The organism is Pseudomonas sp. LAIL14HWK12:I10, from assembly GCF_900184205.1.
GTDB lineage: Bacteria > Pseudomonadota > Gammaproteobacteria > Pseudomonadales > Pseudomonadaceae > Aquipseudomonas > Aquipseudomonas kermanshahensis.
On the sequence record NZ_FXWU01000012.1, the window covers coordinates 98,292 to 124,539 of the forward strand.

The following is a 26,248-nucleotide window of genomic DNA, read 5'->3' on the forward strand; positions in this document are numbered from 1 at the left end:
CTCTGTACCCGGCGTTTTTTCAGGATCTGCCCCATGCAATTGGACCGTGCCACCGGCTGGTTCCACGGAATCACCCACTGCCCGTCGCCGAACTTCAACGCGCGCCCCGAGGGCGAGTCGATCTCCCTGCTGGTGATTCACAACATCAGCTTGCCGCCGGCGTGTTTCGGCACCGGCAAGGTTCAGGCATTCTTCCAGAACCGCCTGGACGCCCATGAACATCCCTATTTCCAGAGCATCTGCCACCTGACGGTTTCGGCGCACCTGTTCGTCGAGCGCGATGGCGCTGTGACCCAGTTCGTGTCGTTGCTCGACCGCGCCTGGCATGCCGGTGTCTCGTGCTTCGACGGGCGCGAGGGCTGCAACGACTTCTCCATCGGCATCGAACTCGAAGGCACTGACGACCTGCCATACACCGATGCCCAGTACACCACGCTGGCGCAGCTGACCCGGCAGATCCGCGACGCCTGGCCGGTCATCAGCCTTGAACGCATCCAGGGCCACAGCGACATAGCACCGGTGCGCAAGACCGACCCAGGCCCGGCCTTCGACTGGGGCCGCTATCGCCAAACCGTGAAGGATAACGAGGACAACTCATGAGTTTTCTGGTTTTGCTGCTGGCGCTGTGGGTCGAGAAATTTTCGGCACTGCGCCATCGAATACAGCGCGATGGTTTTTTCCTCGGTGAACTGGTGCGCCTGGAGCGCAGCGGCAAGGTGCAGCCGTGGTGGACGTTGGCCATTCTGGTGCTGGCGCCGGTAGCGGTGCTGGCCTTGCTGCTGCATGTGCTGGAGCCCGTCGCCTATGGCCTGCTGGCATTGCCGGTGCACCTGCTGGTGTTGATCTACAGCCTGGGCCGCGGCGATGCGAAAGCGGCGCTGGGGCCGTTTCGCGATGCCTGGCGGCGGGGTGACGATCAGGCCGCCCTGCACGTGGCCGAGCGCGACCTGGGCCTGGTGGCCGACGAGCCTCACAGCCTGCTGGTGCGGGTGCAGGGTTACCTGCTGTGGCAGGCCTACCAGAGCTTCTTCGCCGTGATCTTCTGGTATTTCGTGCTCGGCCCAGGCGCTGCCTTGGCCTATCGCCTGCTGGCGCTGTGCGGCGAGCACAGCAAGCAGCCCGCGCTCAAGGCGCGTGCCGAGCAACTGCGGCACATCATGGACTGGCTGCCGGTGCGGGTGATGGCCTTGAGCTTTGCGCTGGTCGGCAACTTCGTCGCGGTGACCCGCGTGATGCTGCACGAGCTCCTTAACTGGCACATCAGCGCCGGCCACCTGGTGGCCAGGGTTGGGCGCATTGCCGACGATATCCCCGAGGAAGAAGACAGCCAGCGTGGCCTAAGCCGGCTGGACAGCCTTTGGGAATTGCTGCTGCGCTGCGCGGTGCTGTGGTACGCCGCGTTTGCGTTGTGGACGGTGCTGGTCTGACCTCACCGCCGTAACACGCGCCCTGTAGGAGCAGCCTTGTGCTGCGAAGAGGCCAGTAGCACCACCCCTGAATCTTCGGGATGCAACTGGCCTCTTCGCAGCACAAGGCTGCTCCTACCGGGGCTTAACCATAAGTTACAAACCTCCGATTCGATCTGCGGTATACACGTGGCACTGTGCTACCCCGTAGAACAATAAGAATCCAAGGAGGTGCCCCGTGAAGCGTCTGCTTTATCCGGCGATCGCACTGATGAACCGGCTGAGCTTCGGTCAGAAGTTCAGCCTTGTCAGCGTCCTGTTTTTCCTGCCCATGCTGGTCATCAGCGGCTACCTGGTACGCGATGCGTACCAGCAGTTTCAGGCCACCCGCGCCGAGCTGCAGGGCATCGCCCCCCTGCGCGAAAGCCTGGCCCTGCGCGCAGGCTTCGAAGCCTTGGGCAGCCTCCTGCAGATCAATGCCGTAATCGGCCAGTCGGGCCAGGCCGGTGATGTCGAATCGCGTATTGCTGCGTTGCAGGGCAACGTGCAGGAGCATCTCCAGGCACTGCATAGCGACGACCCGCAGCTGGAAGCCAAGCGCGAGGACTTGGCCGATGCCTTTGCCCGCGCCCGCGAAGAGTCCTCGCTGCAGAACAAAACGGCGTTGTTCGACGCCTTGCTCGCCCAGGCCCAGGTACTGACCCGCCTGGTGGCCAGCCAATCTGGCCTGAGCCAGGACAGCCAAACCTCGGTGCGGCAACTGAACGACCTGCTTGGTGTGGCGACGGCGCAGGTCACCCAGGCCCTGGCGGACGGGCAGGCGATGGGGGCCATTGCCCTGGGGCGTGGCTTCATGGATTCGTCCGGCAGCGCGCGCTTCGAAGATTTGCTGCAGCGCCTCGAGCGCCTGGCCACCGACTACGCACTGCGTTTGGAGGACGCCCTGGGCAGTGACCCCGCGGCCAAAGCAGCCCTGGCCAGCAGCGCCCAGGCCAGCCAGGCGACGGTCAGGCAGGCCGCCGCGTTATTCGAAGCGCAGGTGGTGGTGGCCGAGACTCTGGACGCGCCCTGGCCTGCGTTCTATCAGCAAACCCATGAGCTGATGGGGCACACCTACCGCCTCAACGAGGCCATTCTCATGCACCTGCGGGGCCAACTGCAGGACCGGCTGGGCGAGCAACAATGGCGCATGATCGGCCTGGTGGCGGTGCTGGCCGGTGTGTTCGCGCTGATTGTGTACCTGTACAGCGGGTTCTACGTCTCGACCCGGGCGACCCTGCGCCAGCTCGGCAAGGCGATGGGCAAGGTCGCCGACGGCGACATGACGGTCAGCTTCCAGGCCCGCAGCCGCGACGAGTTGGGCGAGCTGGGGCAAGGTTTCAGCGACACCGTGCAGCGTATCCGTGGCCTGATCGACCAGGTTGGCCGCACCGTGGTGGCCGTCGAAGAACAGGCCAGCCAAGTGTTGGCGGTGTCAGTGCGGAGCAACCAGGCAGTCAGCGGCCAGCGTGAGCAAATCGAGCAAGTGGCCACGGCCATGAACCAGATGAGCGCCACTGCCCAGGAGGTCGCACGCAGCGCGGCGCTGGCTGCCGATGGCGCGCAACAGGTCAACCAGGAAAGCGCCACTGGCCGTGGCCTGGTGCAACGCCAGCAAGGCAGCATCGACCGGCTGGCTGCCGAGATCGACCAGAGCGTGGGGGCCATCAATCAGCTAGCCAGTGACAGCCAGGCCATCGGGCGGGTGCTTGAAGTGATCCGCAGCATTGCCGAGCAGACCAACCTGCTGGCACTCAACGCCGCGATCGAGGCCGCGCGCGCCGGGGAGCAAGGCCGAGGCTTCGCGGTGGTCGCCGATGAGGTGCGCACCTTGGCCAGGCGCACCCAGGACTCGACCGCAGAGATCGCGCAGATGATCCAGCGCTTGCAGGAGGGGGTCGCAGCGGCGGTCAGTGCCATGGGCAGCAGCCACCAGATGGCCGCTGGCACCGTGGATGAAACGCGACAGGTGCAGCAGGCGTTGGGCAATATTTTGGGTGCGGTGGGCAGTATCGTCGAGCAGAACCAGCAGATTGCCGCTGCTGTGGAGCAGCAGACCGCCGTGGCGCATGACATCGACCAGAACATCGTGGCGATCAACAGCGCCGCGCAGGACACCACCCAAGGAGCCTGCCAGACCGAGGAGGCTAGCCGGGCATTGTCTGCTCAGGTGGTGGAGTTGAAACGGTTGATCGGGGCGTTCAGGGTTTAATGAGGCTACCTCTGTAGGAGCAGCCTTGTGCTGCGAAGAGGCCGGTTTGGCTGTAGAGAGGCTGTGGCGGTAATGGCCTCTTCGCAGCACAAGGCTGCTCCTACAGCGCTAGCGCCGGGGCAGGCAGCTACCAGCCAAATAACTCACAGGCATTCTTGCTGCTGGCGTCAGCCAACACGTCCACCTCTATGCCAATCACCTCAGCCAGCGCTGCGGCAATCTCCGGCAGGTGTTCCGGGCTATTACGCTGCCCGGGGTACATCACCGGGGCCATGTCTGGCGCGTCGGTCTCCAGCACTACGCTTTCCAGCGGCAGTCGGGCAAGGGTCTTGCGCAAGCGCACTGCCTGCGGCCAGGTAGCCGCCCCGCCAAGCCCCAGGCGGAAACCGAGCTTGATGTACTCGCGCGCCTCTTCATAGCTGCCTGCAAAGGCATGGATGACCCCAGCCCGGGCCGGCTTGTAGCGCTTGAGCGTGGCGATCACCTGGGCATGGCTGCGGCGCACATGCAGCAAGGCCGGCAATTCGAAATCGCAGGCCATCTGCAGTTGTGCTTCGAACAGTGCCTGCTGGCGATCCTTGTCCAATGCTTCCAGGTAGTAATCCAACCCGAACTCACCCACGGCGCACAGGCGCGGGTCGCCCTGCAGGCGCTCCAGCCAGTCGCGCAGCTGGGCAAGGTGCTCTGGGCGATGCTGGCCCAGGTAAACCGGATGCAAGCCCAGGGCAGCAGCCACACGCGTGTCGGCGCAGGCCAGGTCCCACACCCGCTGGAAATTCGCCTGATACACCCCCAGCACCACCATGCGTTCCACCCCGCGCGCCGCCGCATTGGCCAGCAGGCGCGAGCGGTCGGCGTCGAAGTCAGGGAAGTCCAGGTGGGTGTGGGTGTCGATCAGGCGCATGTTCAGGCCGCTGGGATGCGTTGCTTGAAGGTTCGGCCGATGGCGTGCACGCCGGGCTCGTAACGCTCTTCCTCGATGGCTGCCAGGGCCAGCTCTAGCGCAGTGGCGGCGATCAGCCCGTGCTGTTGGGCCATGGCGTTGACCGGAAGCGGCAGGAAGTCGAGCAACTGGTTGTCACCGAAGGTGCCCAACTGCAGCTGGCGCGAGTCGGCGGGGCGCGCCTGCAAGGTGTCGAACACGCCCTGCAGCAGCACGTAGGAGGTGGTTACCAGGGCATCCGGCAGGCCACCCTGTTCGTCGATCAGTTGCTGCATCAGGCGCTGACCGCATTCACGGCTGAACGCCTCACCCTGATAACGGCGCACCTCACCTGCATAGCCTTGCAGGGCTTCGTCGAAGCCGCCGGCACGGGCCTGGCTGACCGAAAGCTCCGGGCGGGCGCCAATCAGGGCGATGCTGCGCGGGGCTGCGCTGAGCAGGCTGGCGGCCAGCTGACGGCTGGCGTCGCGATCATCGCTGATCACCGAGCAGAAGTGTGCGGGGTCCAGGCGACGGTCGATGGCGATCACCGGCAGGCCTTTGTCTTGCAGCTCACGGTAACTGTCGTCTTCCACAGGCAAGCAGCTGGCGACGAACAGGGCATCGCAACGACGGGCGCGGAACAGTTGCTGCAGCTGGCGCTCGCTGTCCGGCTGGTCATCGCTGCTGGCAATCAGCAACTGATAGCCACGGGCGCGGGCGCCTTGCTCGAGCTGCTTGGCGATGCGGGCGTAGCTGGGGTTTTCCAGATCCGGGAGAATGAAGCCCAATGTGCGGGTATGCCGGCTGCGCAGGCCGGCGGCTTGCGGGTTGGGCGTGAAGCCATGGGCCTCGACCACTGCGCGCACACGCTCGACAGTGCTGCTGCTGATGCGCTGCTGTTCGGCCTTGCCATTGATGACGTAGCTGGCAGTGGTCACGGACACACCGGCCAGACGGGCGATATCGCTGAGTTTCACCGAATTTTCCTTGTTATTACCGGGGCTGGCTGCGAGGCCAGACCGGATAGTTTGACCCGGAGCTGCGCTCGCGCGCAGACGACCATTGTCGCAATTGTCCGACAGGATGGGGCTTTTTCCTCGGGAGATTATCGAGTAACGTGGCCGCCTGGTCAGGTTAATCGTTTCAGCTGCCAAATTTTCTGCCTCGGCTGCCATCTGCGCAAGGCTGTTCAACTGGCCATTTTCGACAACAATACCTCAGTACCCCACCTGGGCACTGCAAAAGGAGAAGGGCATGCTCGAGCTCGCCACAGGGCAAATAGCCATGGGCCAGAAGGCTGCGGACAAGGCCGAGGCCTTGCGCCTGCTGGCAGATCAGCTGGTGGCCGACGGCCTGGTCGCCGAGGGCTACCTTGCGGGCCTGCAGGCCCGCGAGGCACAAGGCTCGACCTTCCTCGGGCAGGGCATTGCCATCCCGCATGGCACGCCGCAGACCCGCGACCTGGTCCACACCACCGGTGTGCGCTTGCTGCAGTTCCCCGAAGGCGTGGACTGGGGCGATGGCCAAAAGGTCTATCTGGCCATCGGCATCGCCGCCCGTTCCGATGAACACCTGCGCCTGCTGCAATTGCTGACCCGTGCCCTGGGCGAGACCGACCTGGCCGAGGCGCTGCGCCGGGCCAGCTCTGCCGAAGCCTTGCTCAAACTGTTGCAAGGCGCGCCACAGGCGTTGGCGTTGGATGCGCAACTGGTTGGCTTGAACCTGCCGGCCGAAGATTTCGACGAGCTGGCCTGGCGTGGTGCGCGCCTGCTGCAGCGCGCCGGTTGCGTCGACAATGGCTTTGCCGCCGTGCTGCAGCAGGCCGAGCCTTTGCCACTGGGCGAGGGCCTGTGGTGGCTGCACAGCGAGCGCCAGGTGCGCCAGCCGGGCTTGTCGTTCATTACCCCGCAGCAACCGCTGCGCTATCGCGATCAGCCGCTCAACGGCCTGTTCTGCCTGGCCAGCCTCGGCGCCGCTCATCAGGCTTTGCTCGAGCGCTTGTGCGAAGTGCTGATCGAAGGGCGCGGGCAGATGCTCTACCAGGCCACCAGCAGCCGTGCGGTACTGCAGGTGCTGGGCGGTGAGGCGCCGGCGGATTGGCCCAGTGCGCGCATCGTGTTGGCCAACCCCCATGGTTTGCATGCCCGCCCGGCCAAGGTGCTGGCGCAACTGGCCAAAGGCTTCGAGGGCGAAATCCGTGTGCGGCTGACCGACAGCGCGCAGCCAGCGGTGTCGGTCAAGAGCCTTAGCAAGCTGCTAAGCCTCGGCGCCCGCCGTGGCCAAGAGCTGGAACTGATTGCCGAACCGGCCATCGCCGCCGATGCCTTGCCAGCGCTGCTGGCGGCCATCGAAGCGGGCTTGGGCGAGGACGTCGAGCCGCTGCCACAAAGCTCCGCACCGCTAGCCAGCCTGCCACTCGAAGTGCTTCAGGCACCCGCCGCAGGCAGCCGGATTCAGGGTGTGGGCGCGGCGCCTGGGATTGCCAGTGGCCCGGCGCACGTTTGCGTCGAGCGCGACATCGATTACCCCCTGCGCGGCGAATCCCTCGCCCAGGAACGGGCCAAGCTGCGCGAGGCCTTGGCAACGGTGAACAGCGAGCTGCACAACTTGGTGCAGCGCAGCGACAAGGCCATCGGCGAGATCTTCGTCACCCACCAAGAAATGCTCGCCGACCCGGCGTTGGCCGACGATGTCGAGCAGCGCCTGGCCCAGGGCGAAAGCGCCCCGGCGGCGTGGATGGCCGTGATCGAGGCGGCAGCCCGGCAGCAAGAGTCGCTGCATGACGCCTTGCTCGCCGAACGGGCCGCTGACCTGCGCGACATCGGCCGGCGCGTGCTGGCCCAGTTGTGCGGCGTGCAGGCGCAGGTCGAGCCCGAACAGCCCTATGTGCTGGTGATGACCGAGGTCGGCCCTTCCGATGTGGCCAGGCTGGACCCGAGCCGGGTCGCCGGTATCGTCACCGCCCAAGGCGGCGCGACGGCCCACAGCGCCATTGTCGCGCGTGCCCTGGGCATTCCGGCAGTGGTCGGTGCCGGTGCGTCGATTCTGCTGCTCGAGGCCGGCACGCCATTGCTGCTCGATGGGCAACGCGGTGTGGTCAGTGTTGCGCCAGCGGCCGCCGAGCTGCAGCGTGCCCTGGCCGAGCGCGACCAGCGCGAACAGCGCTTGCAGGCAGCCTGGGCCCGTCGCCATGAGCCGGCAGTCACCCGCGATGGCCATGCGGTCGAAGTTTTCGCCAACATCGGTGAAAGCAGCGGTATCGACAAGGTGGTGGAGCAGGGCGCGGAAGGCGTCGGGCTGCTGCGCACCGAACTGATCTTCATGGCCCACCCCCAGGCACCCGACGTCGCCACCCAAGAGGCCGAGTACCGCCGCGTGCTCGATGGCCTGGGTGGCCGGCCCCTGGTGGTGCGCACCCTGGATGTCGGCGGCGACAAGCCGCTGCCGTACTGGCCGATCGCTGCCGAAGACAACCCCTTCCTCGGCGTGCGCGGCGTGCGTTTGACGTTGCAGCGCCCGCAGGTCATGGAAGACCAGTTGCGCGCCTTGCTGCGCGCCGCTGACCAGCGCCCGCTGCGGATCATGTTCCCGATGGTCGGCCAGGTGCACGAGTGGCGTGAAGCGCGGGCCATGGTCGAGCGCCTGCGTGAGGAAATCCCTGTGACCGACCTGCAACTGGGGATCATGGTCGAAGTGCCCTCGGCAGCCCTGCTGGCGCCGCAGTTGGCCCGCGAAGTGGACTTCTTCAGCATCGGCACCAACGACCTGACCCAATACACCCTGGCCATCGACCGTGGCCACCCGAGCCTGTCGGCCCAGGCCGACGGCCTGCACCCGGCCGTATTGAGCCTGATCGACATGACCGTGCGCGCTGCCCATGCCGAAGGCAAGTGGGTGGGCGTGTGCGGTGAGCTGGCCGCCGACCCGCAGGCGGTGGCCGTGCTGCTTGGCCTGGATGTTGACGAGTTGAGCGTCGCCGCCCGCAGCATTGCCGAAGTCAAAGCCCTGGTTCGCCAGGCCGATCACCAAACGGCCCGCGCCCTGGCGCGCGAAGCCTTGCAACAAGACAGCGCCGCGGCGGTTCGCGCGCTGGTGGAGCGTTACTGATGGCCAAGATCCTCACCCTTACCCTGAACCCGGCGCTGGACATCACCATCAGCCTCGATACTTTGCGCCCGGGGCACGTCAACCGTAGCCAGGCCCAGCACAGCGATGCGGCGGGCAAAGGGCTGAACGTTGCCCAGGTCTTGGCCGACCTTGGCCACAGCGTCACCGTGGGCGGCTTTCTTGGGCAGGACAACCTGCAGCCGTTCGAGGCCTTGATCGCCTGGCGTGGTTTTGCCGACTGTTTTGTCCGCGTGCCAGGCGAAACGCGCAGCAACATCAAGCTGGTCGAAGCTGAGGGCCGCGTGACCGATATCAACGGCCAGGGGCCAGAAGTCGATGAAGCCGCCCGTACCGCGTTGCTGCGGCGGCTGGAACAGATCGCCCCAGGGCATGACGCGGTAGTGGTGGCCGGCAGCCTGCCACGGGGTATCAGCCCCGAATGGTTCCGCCAGTTGCTCGAAAAACTCAAAGCCCAAGGCCTCAAGGTCGCCCTCGACAGCAGCGGCGAAGCCTTGCGTGTCGGCCTGCAAAGTGCGCCTTGGCTGGTCAAGCCCAACACCGAGGAATTGGGCGAGGTGCTGGGCCTGGCCGTACAAACCCCAGCGCAGCAACGCGCGGCTGCCGAGCGGCTGCTGGCCAGCGGAATCGAGCATGTGGTGGTGTCGGCCGGCGAGCACGGCGTCAGCTGGTTCGCCCGCGACCTCGCCCTGCATGCCCAGCCGCCCACGGTGCGGGTGGCCAGTACCGTGGGTGCGGGGGATTCGCTGGTGGCTGGCATGGTCGACGGCCTGTTGCGTGGCGAGGCGCCGGCGCAGACCTTGAGCCGCGCTACCGCCATTGCCGCCCAGGCCGTGACCCAGGTCGGCTTTGGCATACGTGACCGCGAGCAACTGGCACGCCTTGAAGCCGGCGTGCAACTGACAGAACAACAAGAGGGTTGCCGATGAACATTGCCATTGTCACCGCCTGCCCCAACGGCCAGGTGTCCAGTGTGCTGAGCGCGCGCTTGCTGGCGGCAGCCGCGCAGCGCCGTGGCTGGAGCACCCGTGTCGAGGTGCAGGACGCTGAGCACCCCGAGCGGCAACTGACGGCGGCCCAGCTTGCCGAGGCCGATTGGGTACTGGTAGTCAGCACCGGGCCTATCGACCTGGCCCGCTTCGTCGGCAAGCGCGTGTACCAGAGCACGCCGTCCCAGGCCCTGGCCGACCGTGAGGGGTTCCTCGACGAGGCGGCGGCCAACGCCCAGCTGTTGGCGGATACGCCCGACAGCCCGGCAGCGTTGAGTGGGGCTGGCGTGCGGATTGTCGCGGTCACGGCGTGCCCGACCGGCGTCGCGCACACGTTCATGGCCGCTGAAGCCTTGCAGCAGGCCGCGCAGCAGCAGGGCTATCAACTCACCGTGGAGACCCAGGGCTCGGTGGGGGCACGCAACCCGCTGTCCGCCCAAGCCATCGCCGAAGCCGACGTGGTGCTGCTGGCCGCCGACATCGAAGTGCCCACCGCACGGTTTGCCGGCAAGCGCATTTACCGCTGCGGCACCGGCATCGCCCTCAAGCAGGCACGCGCCACCCTGGACAAGGCCCTGGCTGAAGGCAAGGTCGAGAACGCTGCAGATGCCGCGGCGGCCTCCGCTTCCGGTAAGGGTGAAAAGACCGGCGTGTACAAGCACCTGCTCACCGGGGTGTCGTTCATGTTGCCAATGGTGGTGGCGGGTGGCCTGCTGATCGCCTTGTCGTTCGTGTTCGGCATCGAGGCCTACAAAGAGCCGGGCACCTTGCCGGCAGCGTTGATGCAGATTGGCGGCGAGGCGGCGTTCAAACTGATGGTGCCGCTGTTGGCCGGCTACATCGCCTGGTCGATCGCCGACCGCCCGGGCCTGGCGCCCGGTATGATTGGTGGGTTGCTGGCCAACACCCTGGGCGCGGGCTTCATCGGCGGCATCATCGCCGGTTTTCTCGCCGGCTACAGCGCCAAGGCCATTGCCCGCTGGGCACGCTTGCCGAGCAGCCTGGAGGCGCTCAAGCCGATCCTGATCATTCCGCTGTTGGCCAGCTTGTTCACGGGCCTGGTGATGATCTACGTGGTTGGCCAGCCGGTGGCGGCCATGCTCGAAGGGCTGACACAGTTCCTCGACAGCATGGGCACCACCAATGCCATCCTGCTGGGGTTGGTGCTCGGCGGCATGATGTGCGTCGACCTGGGCGGCCCGATCAACAAGGCCGCCTACGCGTTTTCGGTGGGCCTGCTGGCCTCGTCGAGCTACGCCCCCATGGCGGCGACCATGGCCGCCGGCATGGTGCCGCCCATCGGCCTGGGCATTGCCAGCTTCCTCGCCCGGCGCAAGTTCGCCCAGAGTGAACGCGAGGCGGGCAAGGCCGCGTTGGCACTGGGGCTGTGCTTCATCTCTGAAGGTGCCATCCCGTTTGCCGCCAAGGACCCTCTACGGGTGATCCCGGCGAGTGTCGCCGGGGGGGCCTTGACCGGTGCACTGTCGATGTACTTCGGCTGCAAGCTGATGGCGCCGCACGGTGGCCTGTTCGTGCTGCTGATCCCCAATGCCATCAACCATGCGTTGCTGTACCTGCTGGCGATCGTCGCCGGCAGCTTGCTGACGGCCGTGGTGTATGCGGTGATCAAGAAGAGCGAGCAAGTGGAACTGGCCGTCGCGCCGGTGAAAGGCTAGCCCCACCCAGCCGCGAACTGTGTAGGAGCAGCCTTGTGCTGCGAAGAGGCCATCACCGCCTAACAAAATATTCAGCCATACCGGCCCTTTCGCAGCACAAGGCTGCTCCTACAGGTCAAGCACAAGCCTGAGGTCAGCATTGAACCAGCAAAAGCCGACCCTGAGGTCGGCTGGCCACCGTATCTGTAGGAGCAGCCTTGTGCTGCGAAGAGGCCATCACTGCCTACCAAAATGTTCAGCCATACCGGCCCTTTCGCAGCACAAGGCTGCTCCTACAGGTCAAGCACAAGCCTGAAGTCAGCATTGAACCAGCAAAAGCCGACCCTGAGGTCGGCTGGCGACCGTATCTGTAGGAGCAGCCTTGTGCTGCGAAGAGGCCATCACCGGCTAACAAAATGTTCAGCCATACCGGCCCTTTCGCAGCACAAGGCTGCTCCTACAGCACCCAATGAGGCGCTATTAGCGCCGATGCTTTTGCCGCAACGGCTCTAGCAAGTCCATCAGCCCGTTGTGATCGACTTCATGCATCAACGCCAATAACCCGCCCAGTTCCCCAGCCGGGAAGCCTTTGCGCGCGAACCAGGCCAGGTAGTCACCCGGCAGGTCGGCGATAATCCGGCCTTGGTATTTGCCAAAGGGCATGGTCCGGGTGACCAGCAGTTCGAGGGTTTCCGGTTTCATCGACGCACCTGGCAGTCCAAAAGCGCCGACCATACTGCAATCTGCACGAAGGCCCAAGCGGCAATCATGCAGAACGCCGCTTCGAGTGCATTCTTCTAATTAGTTAACTTATTGATTTATAACGATTTATTTTTCTGTCTAAGGTTGGCACGAACGCTGCTCCATTACAGATGACTATCACCTGCCAAGGAGTTCGTGAAATGAGCAACCCCAACAAAGACGTAATTGATGTGCTCAACGACCTGATCGAATACAGCAAGGATGGCGAAAAAGGCTTCAAGTCGTCGGCTGATGACGTCAAGAACCCAGAGCTGAAAGCCTTCTTCGTGCAGCGCGCCGGTGAGTGCGCCAATGCCGCCGGTGAACTGCAAAGCGAAGTGCGCCGCCTGGGTGGCGACCCTGAGACTTCCACCAGCATCAGCGGCGACCTGCACCGTGGTTGGGTCAACCTCAAGGCGATGGTCACCGGCAAGGATGAAGAGGCCGTGCTGAACGAAGTGGAGCGGGGCGAGGACCATGCCCTGAAAGCCTACAAGGAAGCCCGCGAGAAACTGGTCAAACTGGGCCGTACCGCCAGCGATCAGAGCTACACCCTGGTGGAAAAACAACTGCAAGGCGTGCAACGTAACCACGACCAGGTGAAAGCGCTGCGTAACGCCGCCCGCGCCCGCTCCTAGTCGCCAGGCCCTTCTACCCGGTTACGGCCGTTGGCCTTGGCCCGGTAGAGCGCCTCATCCGCAGCCCCCAGCACGCTCGCCAGATCGTGCTGGGGGTTTGCTTCGTACAGGCCGATGCCGATGCTGACCGTGACGGCACGGGTGTCATTGGCAAACGGCGCCAGGGCCGCGACGCTGGCCCGAATGCGCTCGGCCAGCAGGGTGGCGCCGGCCAGATCGGTTTCTGGCAATATCACCTGAAATTCCTCCCCGCCATAGCGTGCCGCCAGGTCCGCCGGGCGCCTGATGCACCCCTCGATGCACTTCGCCACCTCCCGTAAGGCATGGTCGCCACCCGCGTGGCCGTGGCGCTGGTTGAACGCCTTGAAATGGTCCACATCCACCATCAGCACGGCCAACGGCTTGTGGTTGCGCTGCGCGCGTGCCCACTCCTGGCGCAGCACTTGGTCCAGCCGGCGGCGGTTGGCCAGGCCGGTCAGGCTGTCGGTGGCGGCCAGGGTGGCCAGGCCTTGTTCGGCCTCGTGGCGGCGGCGCAGCTCGCGGCCCAGCAGCAAGGTTAGCCAGAGGATGCCGATGCACAGCACGCCGGTGGCCACGCTGACCAGAATCGCAGTGCGCCGCCACGACTGGAACACCTCGTCGGCCGAGTGCACCACCAACACGATCAGCGGCAGGTCGGCGACCCGGGCGAAGGTGTACATGCGCGAGGTGCCGTGGGTGGCAGAAAGGGCTGTGAAGCTGCCACTGCGCTCGCCAAGGATGCGCTTGAAGTTGGGCCGCTCGGCGTAATTGGTGCCGATCAGCGGGTCTTGCGGGCGGGTCGGCTGGCGCGCCAGCAACTGGCCGTCGGTATTGAACAGGTTGATGCTGCTGTCATCGCCGATGTCCAGGCGCTTGAACAATTCGCTGAAGTACGAGAGGCGCAGGGCCCCCGCTGCCAGGCCGGCGAATTCGCCGTCTGGGCCGGGGATGCGCCGGCTGAAACTGATGCACCAGTCCAGGTCGCCCAGCTTGGCCTTGAACGGCGGGCCGACCAGCAAGCCGAGGTTGGCGTTGTGTTGATGGGCCTTGAACACACCGGTGTCGGCGAAGTTGGCCTGGCGCGGTATGGCGCTGGTGGAATCGCCCACCACGTTACCTTGCTTGTCGAGCCAGAGTACGTCACCGCGTTTGCGGTCGACGAAGGCTTCATTGAACAACAGGCGCTGGCGCAACACGCCAGGCACTTCAGGCAGCTCCTTGCGCCCGACTGCCCAGATCAGCCCTTGCAACGACTGATCGTAGAGTTCGGCATTGCGCAGGATATCGCTTTCGATCAGCTGGACGATGTTGTTGGAAGAACGGATGGCCGACAGCTCGACGCTGTCGCGCTCACGGGCCAGCAGGTAGCTGACGATGGCCACGATGGCGAGCACGGCGAGGCAACTGCCCAGGTTGAGGATCAGCTCGGGGTGCGACCTGTAGAGTGCGAAACGCGGTGATCGGGTGAGCATGCTCGCTACTGCTGAGGCAGGGCCATTCGCGGCGGCGATATTCTAGGGAAGAGGGGATTGTCGGACAAGATTTGTCCGACGGAATCGCGTGGTGGTGCAGAGAACAGTGGTCGCAAGCCTGCCTTCAAGCCCGCTCCCACTGGGTCTGTGCTAAGTCAATGAAACTAGGAGCGGGTCAGAACACGTTCAGCGGATAATCAACGATCACGCGCAGTTCATCGTTGTCACTGCTGCTGTCGATCGACGCATAACCCTGGCTGCCACGGTGTGCGGCATAACGCACCAGCACCGAAAGGTCCTTGAAGTCGCCTTCCTGGAACACGTACTTCACATCCAGGTCACGCTCCCAGTGCATGGCGTTCTTGCCATCGGCGCGGTAGTAGTCGTAGTGCGTGTTGCCCTGGTCAGCCTTGGTCAGGTCTGCCTCGCCACGCGAATACGACAGCGTCGTGCTCAGGCCGGGGACGCCCAGGCCGGCGAAGTCATAGCCGTACTGCAGCTTCCACGAACGCTCGTTGGGGGCGTTGAAGTCCGAGTACATGCGCGAGTTGTCCAGGTACACGCTGTCGCCCAGGTTGATGTAGTCGAACGGTGTATCGCCGTTGACCCGCTGGTAGGCGGCCGTGACGCTGTGGAAGCCGGCGTTGACGGTGAAATGCACGCTGTAGGTGTTGTTGTCGATCTTGCCCAGCAGGGCCTGGCCGGTGTCCTGGGTGTGATAGAAGTGCACGCCCGGGTTGAGGCTGACCAGGTCGTTGACCACGTAGGTGTAGTCAAAATCAGCGTAGTACTGGTTCCAGATGTCCTTCAGCTCGGCGGCGTAAAGGTTGGCGGTGATGTTTTCCGTGCCGCTCCAGGACGCGCCCGCCCAGTTCAGGTGCTTGCTCTTGTCATGTTCGTCCAGCGAGCCGTAATAGGTGTCGATGCGGCGGTGGCCGCTCTGGTTGTACGGCTTGGTGAAGCTGACTTGGCCGCCTTCGAGCAGCAGGCCGTCGACGCTGGTGTTGGTCAGGCTTACACCGCGGAAGGTCTGCGGCAGCATGCGGGTTTCGCCGCCAGCGATCACTGGGTTGGTGAGGAACAGGTCACCGGCTTTGAGCTCAGTGTCAAAGGCTTTGAGCTTGAGCGCTGCGCCTGCGGTAGAGAACGAATGCGGGGCCGCGCCCAGTTCGCCGTCGTCCTTCACATGCGTCGGCAGAATGCTGGTGCCGGCATGGCCGCCACCGCCGTCGAGCTTGAGGCCCAGCATGGCATGGGCGTCCACGCCAACGCCGATCACGCCCGGGGTATAGCCGGACTCGAAGCGTGCAACCGCGCCCTGGCCCCACTCGCGGGTGTCGCGCACGCCGGTGTTGTGGTTGTCGCGGTTGAAATAGGCATTACGAAAATGCAGGTTGAACGAAGAACCTTCGATGAAGCCATCAGCCTTGTCTTCATCTGCCTGGGCGGCGGTGGGAATCGTTGCAGTCAATGCAATGAACAGCGGGGTAAAACGAAACGCGGAAGGCACCGGTACTAGCTCCTTTGGTCTGACGGTGGGGCAGTTTTTATTTTTGAATGTGCAACTTTTTTATTAGGGACGTTACAGCGGGGCTGATAGTTAAAGCACATAAAAAAAGCCGCTGATTGGCAGCGGCTTTAAAAGGCTAACATATCGGCACCAGCGGTGCCCATGGCGTAGCCAAGGGAAATCGGGAGCAGGTACAACGGTCGATCAGCTATCGGCATTAACGTCGCTGGACACTTTGGAAGCTGTCTGGTTTGCGTCTTTTACGCCATCGGTCTGCTGTGCGGCTACGGCTTCGCGGGCTTCTTGATGGACCGCGGCGAGCTCGGCATTACGGGCGACGAAAGCGGGGGATTCTTCGGCCATGGCCAGGGGCGACAACAACAGGGAAGACAGGACGAAGACGCTGGCAATACCCATACTGTTGGACATTTGAAACTACCTTCTTGCGATGCAAGTGCTAATGAGGACAGGGCTAAAGTTAGTCCCTCAATGGCCTTGGAAACAGAGCGAAGTACGATAAGCACTGTTGCGCAAAAGGTAACGATCGTGCGGCGAACACTCAGGGTTTTGCTGGAAACCCGCGTCGTTGAGCGCTCGGCAGGCGAATGCCAAAGGTGTTGGCGCCGGCCTCGCTGTGCACAAAAACCTCGCCCCCATGCATCAGGGCGATCGCTTTGACGATCGCGAGCCCCAAACCGTGGTTGCCGCCCCCACTGTTACTGCGCGCGGCATCCACCCGATAGAAGCGCTCGAACAGCAGCGGCAGGTGCGCGTCATCGATTGCAGGCCCCGGGTTACTCACGGAAATGGTGACCTGTTCCGGCCCGTTTTCGATTCGCACCTCGATCACTTGGTCGGGCGCGGTGTGCTGCACCGCGTTGTTCAGCAGGTTGATCAGTGCGCGGCGCAGTTGGGCTTTTTCGATGGGTGCCTGAGCATCACCACTGACCTCCACGCGGACCTGCGCGTCTTCGAGGATGTAGTCCAGGTAATCCAGCGTGGTCGCCACTTCCTCTGCCAGCGACGCCTGGGTCAGCGCGGTGGCCTTGCTGCCCTGGTCGGCGCTGGCCAGGAACAGCATGTCGTTGATGATGCTGCGCAGGCGCTCGAGTTCTTCAAGGTTGGATTGCAGCACTTCGAAGTAGTGCTCGGCACTGCGACCGCGGGTCAGGGCCACTTGGGTCTGGCCGATCAGGTTGGTCAGTGGCGAGCGCAGTTCGTGGGCCACGTCGGCGTTGAACGCCTCCAGCCGCGAGTAGGCTTGGCTGACCCGGTCAAGCGCGGCGTTGAAGGCCCCGGCGAATTGCGCCAGTTCAGGGGCCAGATCATTAGTTTGCAGGCGCCCGTCCAAGCGCGGTGGGGCCAGTGCCTGGGCTTCGTTGGACAACGCCAGCAACGGGCGCAGGCCGATGCGGGCCACCCAGTAACCGAGCACCGACGCTAGCAGCACACCGAACACCGCCAGGCCGACGATGGCCACCAGCAGGCTGTGTTGCGCCTGCCAGAAGGTCTCGGTGTCGATGCCAATAAGAAAACGCAGCGGCGGCCGGTCGGCCAGGGCCGGCAACTCGCTGACCAGGACTTTGTAGGGGTAGGGCTGGTCTGGCAGGCGCAGGTCGCGCATGCCTGGCGGGCCTTCGGCAAACGCGCGCACTAGTTCGCTGGGGTGGCCATAGTCGTATGCCGGATCGCTGCTGACCACCCAGAAGCGGATGCGCTTGTCCTCCTCGCTGAGCAGGTTGAGCTTGTTGCTGACCTTGGCCCAGTGCTCGGCGGTGCCGAAGCGGTTGAGGGTGGACTCGAGCACGCTGAACCGTGCATCTAGCTCGGCGGCCGGGAGCAGGTCGAGGCTGTGGTCGACCTGGCGATACAACGCCGACCCGATCAGCAAAAACACCCCCACCGCCACCAGGATGAACAGCGCCGACAGGCGCAGCGCGATGGAGTTAGCCCGCACGGTTTTCCAGGACATAGCCCATGCCTCGGATGGTGTGCAGCAACTTGTTGTCGAAAGGCCCATCGAGCTTGGCGCGCAGGCGCTTGATCGCCACCTCGACGACATTCGCATCACTGTCGAAGTTGATGTCCCAGACCAGCTCGGCGATGGCGGTCTTGGACAGGATTTCGCCTTGGCGGCGGGCCAGCACACTGAGCAGCGAGAATTCCTTGGCGGTCAGGTCCAGGCGCTGGCCGGCGCGGCTGGCCTTGCGCGCCATCAGGTCGATCCACAGGTCGGCGACCTGGATCTGCAGCGGTTCATGGCTGCTGCTGCGACGGGTCAGAGCCTGCAGGCGAGCGACCAGCTCGAGGAACGAAAAAGGCTTGCCCAGGTAGTCGTCGGCGCCTTCGCGCAGGCCATGGATGCGGTCTTCGACCCGCTCGCGGGCGGTCAGCATGATCACCGGCGTCTGCTTGCGCGCGCGCAAGGCGCGCAGCACGCCATAGCCGTCCAGGCCGGGCAGCATCACATCGAGCACGATCACGGCGTAGTCGCCTTCCAGGGCCAGGTGCAGGCCATCGATACCGTCACGCGCCAGGTCCACGGTAAAGCCTTGCTCGCTCAACCCGCGGTGCAGGTAGTCGGCGGTTTTTTCTTCGTCTTCGATGATCAGCACACGCATGGTCTTGTCTCAACTGGCACTTGGCGCGGCCGCATGGGCGGCCCGGCGGCGGTGGAACAGGCGCTCCAGGGCCAAGTATATGACCGGGGTGGTGAACAGCGTCAGGGCCTGGCTCACCAACAACCCCCCGACCACCGCGATGCCCAGTGGCTGGCGCAGCTCGGCGCCGGTGCCAAAGCCGAACATCAGCGGTACCGCGCCGAGCAGGGCGGCGAGGGTGGTCATGATGATCGGCCGGAAGCGCGTCAGGCAGGCCTGGTGGATTGCCTGCTCGGGTGTGAGGCCGTGGTGGCGCTGGGCCTCGAGGGCAAAGTCGATCAGCAGGATGCCGTTTTTCTTGACGATGCCGATCAGCAGCACCACGCCGATCAGCCCCATGATGCTGAAGTCCTGGCCCATGGCCCAGAGCAGCATCAGCGCGCCCAGGCCTGCGGAGGGCAGGGTGGAGATAATCGTCAGTGGATGGACGAAACTCTCGTAGAGCACCCCCAGAATGATGTACACCGCCACCAGCGCAGCCAGGATCAGCCACGGCTGGCTCGACAGCGAACTCTGGAAGGCCTGCGCCGCACCCTGGAAGTTGCCGCTGATGGAGTCGGGCATGCCCAGTTCGCGCTGGGTGCGCTCGAGGATGCTCACCGCATCGCCCAGGGCCACGCCCGGGGCGAGGTTGAACGACAGGTTGGCGGCTGGGAACAGGCCATCATGGCTGATCGACAACGGCCCGGTGCTCGGCGGCGCGACGTGGGCCACCGCCGACAAGGGCACCATCTCGTTGCTCAGGGGCGAGCGCAGGTAGAAGTAGTTGAGGCTCTCGGCCTTGCCGCGCTGGCGGGCGTCCAGTTCGAGGATGACCTTGTACTGGTTGGTCTCGGTCTGGAACTCGCTGATCTGCCGCTGGCCGAAGGCGTCGTACAGCGCCTGGTCGACGTCGGTGGTGGTCAGGCCGAAGCGTGCGGCGGCCTGGCGGTCGATGTCGATGCGGGTGACGCTTGCCCCCAGTTGCAGGTCGTTGGACAGGTCACGCAACGCCGGGTTTTCGCGCAGGCGGTCGGTCAGGCGCTGGGTCCACAGGTTCAGCGCCACGCCGTCGTTGCTCTTGAGCACGTACTGGTACTGGGTGCGTGATGGGCCGGAGCTGAGGTTGATGTCCTGGCCGGCGCGCATGTACAGCACAATGCCCGGCACCTGGGCGAGCTTGGGCCGCAGCCGGTCGATCAGCTCGCTGGCCGACACATCGCGTTCGCCGCGGGGCTTGAGGGCGATCCAGAAGCGGCCGTTGGCGATGGTCTGGTTGCTGCCGGTGACGCCGACGGAATGCGAGAACGCCCGCACGGCCGGGTCGGCCTCGATGATCTTGGCCAGGGCCTGGTGCTTCTCGATCATGGCCGGGTACGACACGTCCGCTGCCGCTTCGCTGGTGCCGAGGATGAAACCGGTGTCCTGCAACGGGAAGAAGCCCTTGGGGATGGCCACATAACCCACCACCGCCAGGGCCAGGGTCACGCCGAACACACCGAGGGTCAGGCGCTGGTGGGCCAGGGCGCGGTTCAGGCCTTTTTCGTACCACTTGACCAGGCGTTCACCGAAGCCGCCGTGCTGCGCGCCGGTCGGGCGGCGCATGAACAGCGCACACAGGGTGGGTGCCAGGGTCAGCGAAACCACCACCGAAATCAGGATGGTGGCCGTGGCGGTCAGGGCGAACTCCTTGAACAGCCGTCCGACCACCCCGCCCATGAACAACAGCGGGATGAAGGCAGCGATCAGCGAGAAACTGATCGAGACCACGGTAAAGCCGATTTCGCCTGCGCCCTTGAGGGCGGCCGTGCGGCTGTCGTCACCCGCCTCCAGGTGGCGATGGATGTTTTCTACCACGACGATGGCATCGTCGACCACGAACCCCACCGAAATGACGATGGCCACCAGGGTCAGGTTGTTCAGGCTGAAGCCGAGTACGTACATCAAGGCGCAACTGGCAATCAGCGACACGCCGAGCACGCTGGACACCACCAGGGTCGCCGACCACTGGCGCAGGAACAAGGCCATCACCCCGATCACCAGGGCCACGGCGATCATCAAGGTCAGCTCCACCTCGTGCAGCGAGGCGCGGATGGTTTGGGTACGGTCCTGCAACACCGACACCTCGATCGACGCCGGGAGCATTTCCTTCAGCTTGGGCAGCGCGGCCAGCACCCGGTCGACGGTGTCGACGATGTTCGCGCCAGGCTGGCGGAAGATCACCAGGTTCAACCCCGGCTGGTCACCGGACCAAGCCTTGACGTAGGCGTTCTCGGCGCCGTTGATGACCTTGGCCACGTCCTGCAGGTGCACCGGCGCACCGTTGCGGTACGAGACGATCAATTGGGCATAGTCTTCGGGGTGGAACAGCTGGTCGTTGGCGGCGATGGTCGACACGCTGTGCTCGCCGTACAGCGCGCCTTTGGCCAGGTTGAGGCTGGTTTGCTGGATGGCCTGGCGCAGGTCGGCGAGGGTCAGGCCGATGGCGGCCAGCTTCTCCGGTTGCGCTTGCACGCGGATGGCCGGGCGCAGTTGCCCGGTGATGTTGATCAGGCCGACCCCATCGATCTGGCTCAGTTGCCGGGCCAGCAGGGTTTCGGCGTAGTCGCTCAGGTCATTGCCGGGCATCTGGTTCGAGCTGACGGTCATCACCAGCACCGGGCTGTCGGCTGGGTTGACCTTGCGCCAGGTCGGCGGGTTGGGCAGGTCTTGTGGCAGCCGTGCGGTGGCGGTGTTGATGGCGGCCTGCACTTCCTGTGCTGCGGTGTCGATGTTCTTGTCGAGGGTGAACTGCAGGATCAGCGTGGTCGACCCCAGCGCGCTGCTGCTGGTCATCTGGGTCATGCCGGGGATGGCGCTGAACTGCACTTCAAGCGGCGTGGCGACCGACGAGGCCATGGTTTCCGGGCTGGCCCCAGGCAGTTGAGCGGTGACCTGGATGGTCGGGAAGTCGGCCTCTGGCAGCGGAGCCACCGGCAGCCGAGGGAAGGCGATGGCGCCCAGCAGGACTAGGGCGAAAGTCAGCAGCAGGGTGGCGATCGGGTGGTCGATGCACCAGGCCGAAACCCCGTTGCGGGTATTCATGGCTGGCTCCGGCGGTCGGCCATTTCCGAAGGCGCAGGGGCATCGGTGGTGACCTCGACCCGCGAGCCCGGCTTGAGCCGCGACTGGCCGTCGAGCACCAGCTGATCACCCGCCTTGACCCCGGCGATGATGTTCAGCCCGCTGTCCTGGTACAGCACCTTGACCGGCACGCTGGTGACTTTGTCCCCGTCCAGGCGGTAGACGAAATGGCCGTCGATACCGCGCTGCACGACCGGCGGCGGCACGACGAGGGCATTCTCCTGCATGGCCGTGCGCAAGCGAATGGTGACCAGTTGGCCGGGCCACAGGCGCCCGTCCTTGTTGTCGAACTCGGCTTTGACCCGCACCGTGCCGGTGGTCGCCGAGATCTGGTTGTCGATCAGCGCCAGGTGGCCTTCACCCAGCAGGCTGCGTTCGCCGTCGGCGTCCATGTAGGCCTGCACCAGCGCCGGGGCGGGCGCCTTGAGCAAGCTCTGCAGGGTAGGCAGCATCTGTTGCGGCAGGGCGAACTCGACGGCAATCGGGTCGATCTGGGTCACGCTGAACAGGCCTTGGGTGTCGCTGCTGCGCACCAGGTTGCCGGGGTCGACGTTGCGGATGCCGACCCGGCCGGTCACCGGTGAGCGGATTTGGGTATAGGACAGTTGCACCTCGGCATTGGCGATGGCCGCCTGGTTGCCCTTGACCGTAGCCTGCAGCTGGTTGACCAGCGCTTGTTGCTGGTCGAGGGTCTGTTTTGACACCCCGTCATCGGTGCTCAGCAGGCGGTAGCGCTTGAGGTCGACACCGGCTACCTGGATCTGCGCCTGGCTCTGGCCAAGCTGCGCACGGGCCTGGTCGAGGCTGGCGCGGATGGCACGGTCGTCGAGGGTTGCGAGCAGGTCACCTTCCTTTACCCACTGGCCTTCCTTGACCAGTACCTGGGTCAGCACCCCTTCTACCTGTGCGCGGATCTCGACGCTGTGCAGCGACAGCACCGAGCCGATCGCACTGGCATAGCGCGGCACATCCTGCTGGCTGACGCTGACCACGCGCACCGGCACAGCCGCCTGCGCGCGGGGGGCGGGGGCCTCCTGGCGCTGGCCGAACCAGACGCCCAGCACGACCAGGACAAGCAACGCCAAGGCGGCGAGGATGACAGAACGGGAAGGACGTCGCATCGGAGCGGGCACCTTGGCCAGAAGGGTGGGGACGGTTGTCTGTATTCAAGCTTATAGCCCCCGGACCGGGTCGGCAGCATGACGCCTGGCTGACAGCGCTGACAGTTTCAGTGTTTGACAGTACCGGCCCCTTCGCGGGTAAACCCGCTCCCACAGGTATTGCGCCAATCTTGCGGCTGGTGCAACTCCTGTGGGAGCGGGTTTACCCGCGAAGGGGCCGGTATGGGCTACCTAAAAACCAATAAAGGCGTAATAAACCGGTGCTTCGCAGGTGGTCTGCAAGCCATGGCGCTGCAAACTGGTTGTCAGTTCGTCATCCTGCACATGCAGCGTCCACCGCGCACCGTTGTCCGCCGGCACCTGCGCCAGTGCTGCGGCAAACGCGCCCATCTCCGGCAGATAAGCGGTAAACCCATTACCTTTCAACGCACTCGTGGTCATGCCCAACGCCTGGCACACGGCAACCTTGGCCGCGATGTCATCTCGGTCTGCCTGGCGCGATGCCTGCACCAGCGCCGCCAGCCGCGGGTCGGCCACTTGCGTGCCGTGAATCAGCTCAGGTCCCTGTTGCCAAGCTTCGGGCGGGCAGTCCTTGTTCTCGGGCCGCAGCGGGATATGCGGGTTGATCTCGACCGGGTAGATGCGGCAGACCAGCGGGCGCTGGTCATAGATGGTGCACAGGTCGTTATCGTCGAGGTTACGACAGCGCCCTGGGTTGAACGCCGCGAACGTTACCGAAACGCGGGCCTCAGTGTCACCGCAGGCCACCGGGTGGGAGCGGCGCAGCACATGCTCGCGCTGCTCGACCGGCATGCCCGGGCCGTCGACCACGAACGCCTCGATCAGCACCACCACCTGGCCAGCGGAGGCCGCCCACTGGCGGGCTTCGTCGAGGGTCAAGGGCACATGGTGGCCAGTGCAGCACTTGCCGCAGCCGGTGCAGGCGAATTGCACGCTGTCGGTCACTTGGCTTCCGGGCTCCATTCGCTGACGAACGCGCGCTGGTGCTGGCGGTCGTACAGGCACAGTTCAGTGCCGGTACGCTGCTGCATGTGTTTTTGCGGATAGACGCCTTCGATCAGCAGGGCGCTCATGCCGACCTGGTCGTCGAATTCGGCGGGCTTGCCACGCGCGTGAGCGTCCTTGAACTGGCTGGCGGCAAGGCACGCCTTGAGCATCTGCTGGCGCTGCTCGTTCCAGGCCTGGCTGCTGGAGGCCTGGGCGACACCGCTGAAGAGCGCGCAGGCGACAAGGAGGGAGCTGAAAAACTTCATACGCGATTCCGGCAAAAATCTTCCGAGGGGAGCGAATTATGCCCGACTCACCCCCGACGGCAAGCCGGGGAGTTTGTCGCTTGATGTATCAATGCTCGGCAAACACCACCGTCCGCGCCGCCACCACCAGGCAATCGGTCAGCTCGGGCGAGGAAAACTTGGTGAGGATGGCATTGGCCCCCGCGAGCCTGGCTTTTTCGCTGCTCATGGCACTGTCGAGCGAGGTGTGCAGCAACACATACAGGTGCTGGAAGTCTGGCGTCTCGCGCAGCGTGCGGGTGAACGCATAGCCGTCCATCTCGGACATCTCGATGTCGGAGACGATGATGTTGATCGCCTGCTCGGTGCCCTGCAAGTCCAGCAACACGTTGATCGCATCCTTGGCGCTGCGCGCGGTGTGGCATTCGATGCCGAGGTTGCGCAGGGTATGCACCGACTGCTGCAAGGCCACCTGGCTGTCGTCTACCACCAGGATGTTGGCGGCGGCCAGCAGGCTTGCGTCTTCTTCGCTCAGTGCCCCGTGCTGTGGCTCGGCGGCGGGCGGGGTGATGGCGTGAATGACCTTCTCGATGTCCAGCACCTGCACCAGTGCGTTGTCGACCCGGGTCACGCCGGTGATGAACGAGCGGTTGCCCGAGCCGAAGGGCGGCGGTTTGATGTCGGTGCTCAGGCAGTGGACGATGCGGCTCACGGCCTGCACATGCAGGCCTTGGCGCGAGCGGCTGATTTCGGTGACGATCAGGCAGCCACCTTCAGGGTCAGCCAGCGGGCGCTCACCGATAGCACGGGACAGGTCGATGACCGACAGCGAATTGCCGCGCAAGGTGGCCACGCCTTTCACGTGGGGGTGCGATTCGGGCAGCTTGGTCAGTGAAGGGCAGGGGATGATCTCGCTGACCTTGAGCAGGTTGATTGCCATCAGCTTGCCGCTGCGCAGGGTGAACAGCAGCAGGGACAGCGAATCCGCGCGGGCTTTTTGCGTGGCCATGGTGACCTTCGTGGGAATAGATAATAGAAGGATATCGGCCCGCCGAGCCGGCTCTTTAGCCTGTCAGCCGATTCCGTGGAGCAGCCTTGTGCTGCGAAGAGGCCGGTGACAGCAACGACTAACTGCTGGGTATTCACCGGCCTCTTCGCCGCACAAGGCTGCTCCTTGTATCTCGACTTTCTCTTCCAAAGAAGCGAAAGTTCTCGACTGATCATCGAGGGAAGGTCATGAAGCGGAGCTGCTCCGAGGGCATCGAGCCCGTATTGTAGATAGCGCTCTGGCCTTCCAACCCCACTCGACAAGTCCGAACGGTATCTAGTGCCCGCCCCCGGCGTGAGCAAGCATTAACAAGGTTGCACAGAGTGAAGGGTGATCGACTTTCGTAGTTTGAAGGAGAGGATCATGTCCATTTTTGTTGGCGTTGATGTCGCCAAAAGATCTTTCGACATTGCCACTACGCTGCCTAACGGGAAGAAGCGTACCAAGGCAAAACTGCCCAATGACTCCGGCGGGTTCGCGCAGTTCAGCGACTGGCTTGAACGCCATGCGGAGCCGGGAACCTGGATTGTCATGGAAGCCACAGGCACCTATCACGAAGCCCTGGCCGAGCACTGCCACACTCAAGGCTATCGGGTGTGCATTCTGAACCCGGCTGTGATCGCAAAATTCGCTGATGTAGAGCTTCGCCGCGTCAAAACCGACAAGGCTGACGCCAAAGTCATTGCTGCCTATAGTCAACAGAACGCCGCCTCGCTTCGCCAGTGGGAGCCTGAGCCCCCAGCACAGCGCCGCTTGCGCGCTCTGGTGCGACGCCTGGACGACCTCAAGGAAATGCGCCAGATGGAGCAGAATCGCTTGGATGCCGCACGGGACGCGGTACAGCAATCGATTCGAGACATAATCGGGCACATCACCGAAGAGCTGGAAAAGACCAAGAAGGCCATTGAACAGACGATCGATGATGATCCAGATCTGCGTAACCGACGTGACCTGATTACTTCGATTGACGGTTTGGGCGAGACCACTGCTGCGTTGCTGCTGGCCGAACTCGGCGATCCACTGAAATACCAAAGCCCTTCTGCGATTGTCGCGTTTTCAGGCCTGAATCCCGTGGTGCAACAGTCGGGAGAGTTCACAGGTCAGAGCAGCATTTCGCGTACAGGCAGCTCACGGCTGCGTGCGGGCTTGTGGATGTCAGGCGCTGTCTCGATCAAGCACAACCCAGTCGTAAAGGCGCTGGCAGAGCGGTTGAGCAGCCGGCATAAGGCGTATAAGCAGATCGTATGCGCGGCAATGCGCAAGCTGCTGCATCTGGTTTACGGGGTAGTGAAGTCGGGCAAACCGTTTGACCCCCAAATTGCTCTTGCGAG

Annotated in this window: 21 protein-coding genes and 1 pseudogene; 9 read left to right on the forward strand and 13 right to left on the reverse strand. The window is 64.2% G+C overall.

Going from position 1 to position 26,248, the window contains the following annotated elements; genetic code table 11:
• Positions 1–33 precede the first annotated feature (33 nt).
• From ampD to QOS90_RS27745, 4 genes and pseudogenes are all read left to right on the forward strand, one after another.
• The gene (gene ampD / locus QOS90_RS23320; RefSeq protein ID WP_085274092.1) at positions 34–600 is read left to right on the forward strand and encodes a 1,6-anhydro-N-acetylmuramyl-L-alanine amidase AmpD; all 567 of its coding nucleotides are present in this window, start codon (positions 34–36) and stop codon (positions 598–600) included.
• Positions 597–1,427 carry a regulatory signaling modulator protein AmpE gene (gene ampE / locus QOS90_RS23325; protein WP_027594426.1) on the forward strand — a complete coding sequence of 277 codons (831 nt, stop codon included), beginning with the start codon at positions 597–599 and terminating at the stop codon, positions 1,425–1,427. Before ampD ends, ampE begins: the two co-directional genes overlap by 4 nt.
• 1,168 nt (positions 1,428–2,595) lie before the next feature.
• Positions 2,596–2,799, forward strand: a pseudogene (locus QOS90_RS27740) (HAMP domain-containing protein); the annotation flags it as partial.
• A gap of 153 nt (positions 2,800–2,952) precedes the next feature.
• Entirely contained in the window at positions 2,953–3,657 is a 705-nt protein-coding gene (locus QOS90_RS27745; protein ID WP_371918159.1) for a methyl-accepting chemotaxis protein, read from the forward strand.
• A 127-nt stretch (positions 3,658–3,784) separates the two neighbouring features.
• On the opposite strand, the gene QOS90_RS23335 is transcribed toward QOS90_RS27745, so the two are convergent.
• A complete protein-coding gene (locus QOS90_RS23335) occupies positions 3,785–4,561 on the reverse strand; it encodes a TatD family hydrolase (protein WP_027594424.1) in 777 nt (258 codons plus the stop codon).
• Positions 4,562–4,563: 2 nt separating this feature from the next.
• Positions 4,564–5,559 (reverse strand): catabolite repressor/activator, encoded by a 996-nt coding sequence (cra, locus tag QOS90_RS23340; RefSeq protein WP_027594423.1) that lies wholly within the window; start codon positions 5,557–5,559, stop codon positions 4,564–4,566.
• A gap of 277 nt (positions 5,560–5,836) precedes the next feature.
• Between cra and ptsP the strand changes: the two genes are divergently transcribed.
• From ptsP to QOS90_RS23355, 3 genes are read left to right on the forward strand one after another with little or no spacing between them, the layout of a single operon-like run.
• On the forward strand, positions 5,837–8,689 hold the full coding sequence (ptsP, locus tag QOS90_RS23345) for a phosphoenolpyruvate--protein phosphotransferase (protein WP_027594422.1): 2,853 nt from the start codon (positions 5,837–5,839) through the stop codon (positions 8,687–8,689).
• Positions 8,689–9,636: a 1-phosphofructokinase gene (gene pfkB / locus QOS90_RS23350; RefSeq protein WP_027594421.1), complete on the forward strand. Its 948-nt coding sequence runs from the start codon at positions 8,689–8,691 to the stop codon at positions 9,634–9,636. The genes ptsP and pfkB overlap by 1 nt, the downstream gene beginning before the upstream one ends.
• Positions 9,633–11,372: a PTS fructose-like transporter subunit IIB gene (locus QOS90_RS23355; protein ID WP_085274091.1), complete on the forward strand. Its 1,740-nt coding sequence runs from the start codon at positions 9,633–9,635 to the stop codon at positions 11,370–11,372. Before pfkB ends, QOS90_RS23355 begins: the two co-directional genes overlap by 4 nt.
• Positions 11,373–11,831: 459 nt before the next feature.
• Here the strand turns inward: QOS90_RS23355 and QOS90_RS23360 are convergent, their stop codons facing one another.
• Positions 11,832–12,053 carry a DUF3820 family protein gene (locus tag QOS90_RS23360; RefSeq protein WP_027595485.1) on the reverse strand — a complete coding sequence of 74 codons (222 nt, stop codon included), beginning with the start codon at positions 12,051–12,053 and terminating at the stop codon, positions 11,832–11,834.
• A 200-nt stretch (positions 12,054–12,253) separates the two neighbouring features.
• Between QOS90_RS23360 and QOS90_RS23365 the strand changes: the two genes are divergently transcribed.
• Positions 12,254–12,730 (forward strand): ferritin-like domain-containing protein, encoded by a 477-nt coding sequence (locus QOS90_RS23365; RefSeq protein WP_027595486.1) that lies wholly within the window; start codon positions 12,254–12,256, stop codon positions 12,728–12,730.
• Here the strand turns inward: QOS90_RS23365 and QOS90_RS23370 are convergent.
• From QOS90_RS23370 to QOS90_RS23415, 10 genes are all read right to left on the reverse strand, one after another.
• Positions 12,727–14,223, reverse strand: coding sequence for a sensor domain-containing diguanylate cyclase (locus QOS90_RS23370; protein WP_085274090.1), 1,497 nt, complete (start codon positions 14,221–14,223; stop codon positions 12,727–12,729). The two genes, QOS90_RS23365 and QOS90_RS23370, sit on opposite strands and share 4 nt — an antisense overlap.
• Before the next feature lie 175 nt (positions 14,224–14,398).
• On the reverse strand, positions 14,399–15,733 hold the full coding sequence (locus tag QOS90_RS23375) for an OprD family porin (RefSeq protein ID WP_085274089.1): 1,335 nt from the start codon (positions 15,731–15,733) through the stop codon (positions 14,399–14,401).
• A 204-nt stretch (positions 15,734–15,937) separates the two neighbouring features.
• A complete protein-coding gene (locus QOS90_RS23380; protein WP_085274088.1) occupies positions 15,938–16,162 on the reverse strand; it encodes a hypothetical protein in 225 nt (74 codons plus the stop codon).
• 130 nt (positions 16,163–16,292) lie between these two features.
• Positions 16,293–17,705, reverse strand: a complete 1,413-nt coding sequence (locus QOS90_RS23385; protein ID WP_085274087.1) for a heavy metal sensor histidine kinase — start codon at positions 17,703–17,705, stop codon at positions 16,293–16,295.
• Entirely contained in the window at positions 17,680–18,354 is a 675-nt protein-coding gene (locus tag QOS90_RS23390) for a heavy metal response regulator transcription factor (protein WP_027595491.1), read from the reverse strand. Before QOS90_RS23390 ends, QOS90_RS23385 begins: the two co-directional genes overlap by 26 nt.
• Positions 18,355–18,363: 9 nt before the next feature.
• On the reverse strand, positions 18,364–21,456 hold the full coding sequence (locus QOS90_RS23395; protein WP_085274086.1) for a multidrug efflux RND transporter permease subunit: 3,093 nt from the start codon (positions 21,454–21,456) through the stop codon (positions 18,364–18,366).
• On the reverse strand, positions 21,453–22,616 hold the full coding sequence (locus QOS90_RS23400; RefSeq protein ID WP_085274085.1) for an efflux RND transporter periplasmic adaptor subunit: 1,164 nt from the start codon (positions 22,614–22,616) through the stop codon (positions 21,453–21,455). The genes QOS90_RS23395 and QOS90_RS23400 overlap by 4 nt, the downstream gene beginning before the upstream one ends.
• A gap of 231 nt (positions 22,617–22,847) precedes the next feature.
• Positions 22,848–23,582, reverse strand: a complete 735-nt coding sequence (locus tag QOS90_RS23405; RefSeq protein ID WP_085274084.1) for a YkgJ family cysteine cluster protein — start codon at positions 23,580–23,582, stop codon at positions 22,848–22,850.
• Positions 23,579–23,890 carry a hypothetical protein gene (locus tag QOS90_RS23410; protein ID WP_027595495.1) on the reverse strand — a complete coding sequence of 104 codons (312 nt, stop codon included), beginning with the start codon at positions 23,888–23,890 and terminating at the stop codon, positions 23,579–23,581. The genes QOS90_RS23405 and QOS90_RS23410 overlap by 4 nt, the downstream gene beginning before the upstream one ends.
• Positions 23,891–23,978: 88 nt before the next feature.
• Positions 23,979–24,878 carry a chemotaxis protein gene (locus tag QOS90_RS23415; protein ID WP_027595496.1) on the reverse strand — a complete coding sequence of 300 codons (900 nt, stop codon included), beginning with the start codon at positions 24,876–24,878 and terminating at the stop codon, positions 23,979–23,981.
• Between the two features lie 402 nt (positions 24,879–25,280).
• On the opposite strand from QOS90_RS23415, the gene QOS90_RS23420 reads away from it, so the two are divergent.
• Positions 25,281–26,248: IS110 family RNA-guided transposase (locus tag QOS90_RS23420; protein ID WP_085272983.1), on the forward strand; the 968-nt coding region annotated here is incomplete at its 3' end.

What these genes read in the sequence shown, in the direction of transcription:
- ampD (WP_085274092.1), top strand. Translation starts at nt 34, where the DNA reads ATGCAATTGGACCGTGCCACCGGCTGGTTCCACGGAATCACCCACTGC.
- ampE (WP_027594426.1), top strand. Translation starts at nt 597, where the DNA reads ATGAGTTTTCTGGTTTTGCTGCTGGCGCTGTGGGTCGAGAAATTTTCG.
- QOS90_RS27745 (WP_371918159.1), top strand. Translation starts at nt 2,953, where the DNA reads ATGAGCGCCACTGCCCAGGAGGTCGCACGCAGCGCGGCGCTGGCTGCC.
- QOS90_RS23335 (WP_027594424.1), bottom strand. Translation starts at nt 4,561, where the DNA reads ATGCGCCTGATCGACACCCACACCCACCTGGACTTCCCTGACTTCGAC.
- ptsP (WP_027594422.1), top strand. Translation starts at nt 5,837, where the DNA reads ATGCTCGAGCTCGCCACAGGGCAAATAGCCATGGGCCAGAAGGCTGCG.
- pfkB (WP_027594421.1), top strand. Translation starts at nt 8,689, where the DNA reads ATGGCCAAGATCCTCACCCTTACCCTGAACCCGGCGCTGGACATCACC.
- QOS90_RS23355 (WP_085274091.1), top strand. Translation starts at nt 9,633, where the DNA reads ATGAACATTGCCATTGTCACCGCCTGCCCCAACGGCCAGGTGTCCAGT.
- QOS90_RS23360 (WP_027595485.1), bottom strand. Translation starts at nt 12,053, where the DNA reads ATGAAACCGGAAACCCTCGAACTGCTGGTCACCCGGACCATGCCCTTT.
- QOS90_RS23365 (WP_027595486.1), top strand. Translation starts at nt 12,254, where the DNA reads ATGAGCAACCCCAACAAAGACGTAATTGATGTGCTCAACGACCTGATC.
- QOS90_RS23370 (WP_085274090.1), bottom strand. Translation starts at nt 14,223, where the DNA reads ATGCTCACCCGATCACCGCGTTTCGCACTCTACAGGTCGCACCCCGAG.
- QOS90_RS23380 (WP_085274088.1), bottom strand. Translation starts at nt 16,162, where the DNA reads ATGTCCAACAGTATGGGTATTGCCAGCGTCTTCGTCCTGTCTTCCCTG.
- QOS90_RS23385 (WP_085274087.1), bottom strand. Translation starts at nt 17,705, where the DNA reads ATGTCCTGGAAAACCGTGCGGGCTAACTCCATCGCGCTGCGCCTGTCG.
- QOS90_RS23390 (WP_027595491.1), bottom strand. Translation starts at nt 18,354, where the DNA reads ATGCGTGTGCTGATCATCGAAGACGAAGAAAAAACCGCCGACTACCTG.
- QOS90_RS23395 (WP_085274086.1), bottom strand. Translation starts at nt 21,456, where the DNA reads ATGAATACCCGCAACGGGGTTTCGGCCTGGTGCATCGACCACCCGATC.
- QOS90_RS23400 (WP_085274085.1), bottom strand. Translation starts at nt 22,616, where the DNA reads ATGCGACGTCCTTCCCGTTCTGTCATCCTCGCCGCCTTGGCGTTGCTT.
- QOS90_RS23410 (WP_027595495.1), bottom strand. Translation starts at nt 23,890, where the DNA reads ATGAAGTTTTTCAGCTCCCTCCTTGTCGCCTGCGCGCTCTTCAGCGGT.
- QOS90_RS23415 (WP_027595496.1), bottom strand. Translation starts at nt 24,878, where the DNA reads ATGGCCACGCAAAAAGCCCGCGCGGATTCGCTGTCCCTGCTGCTGTTC.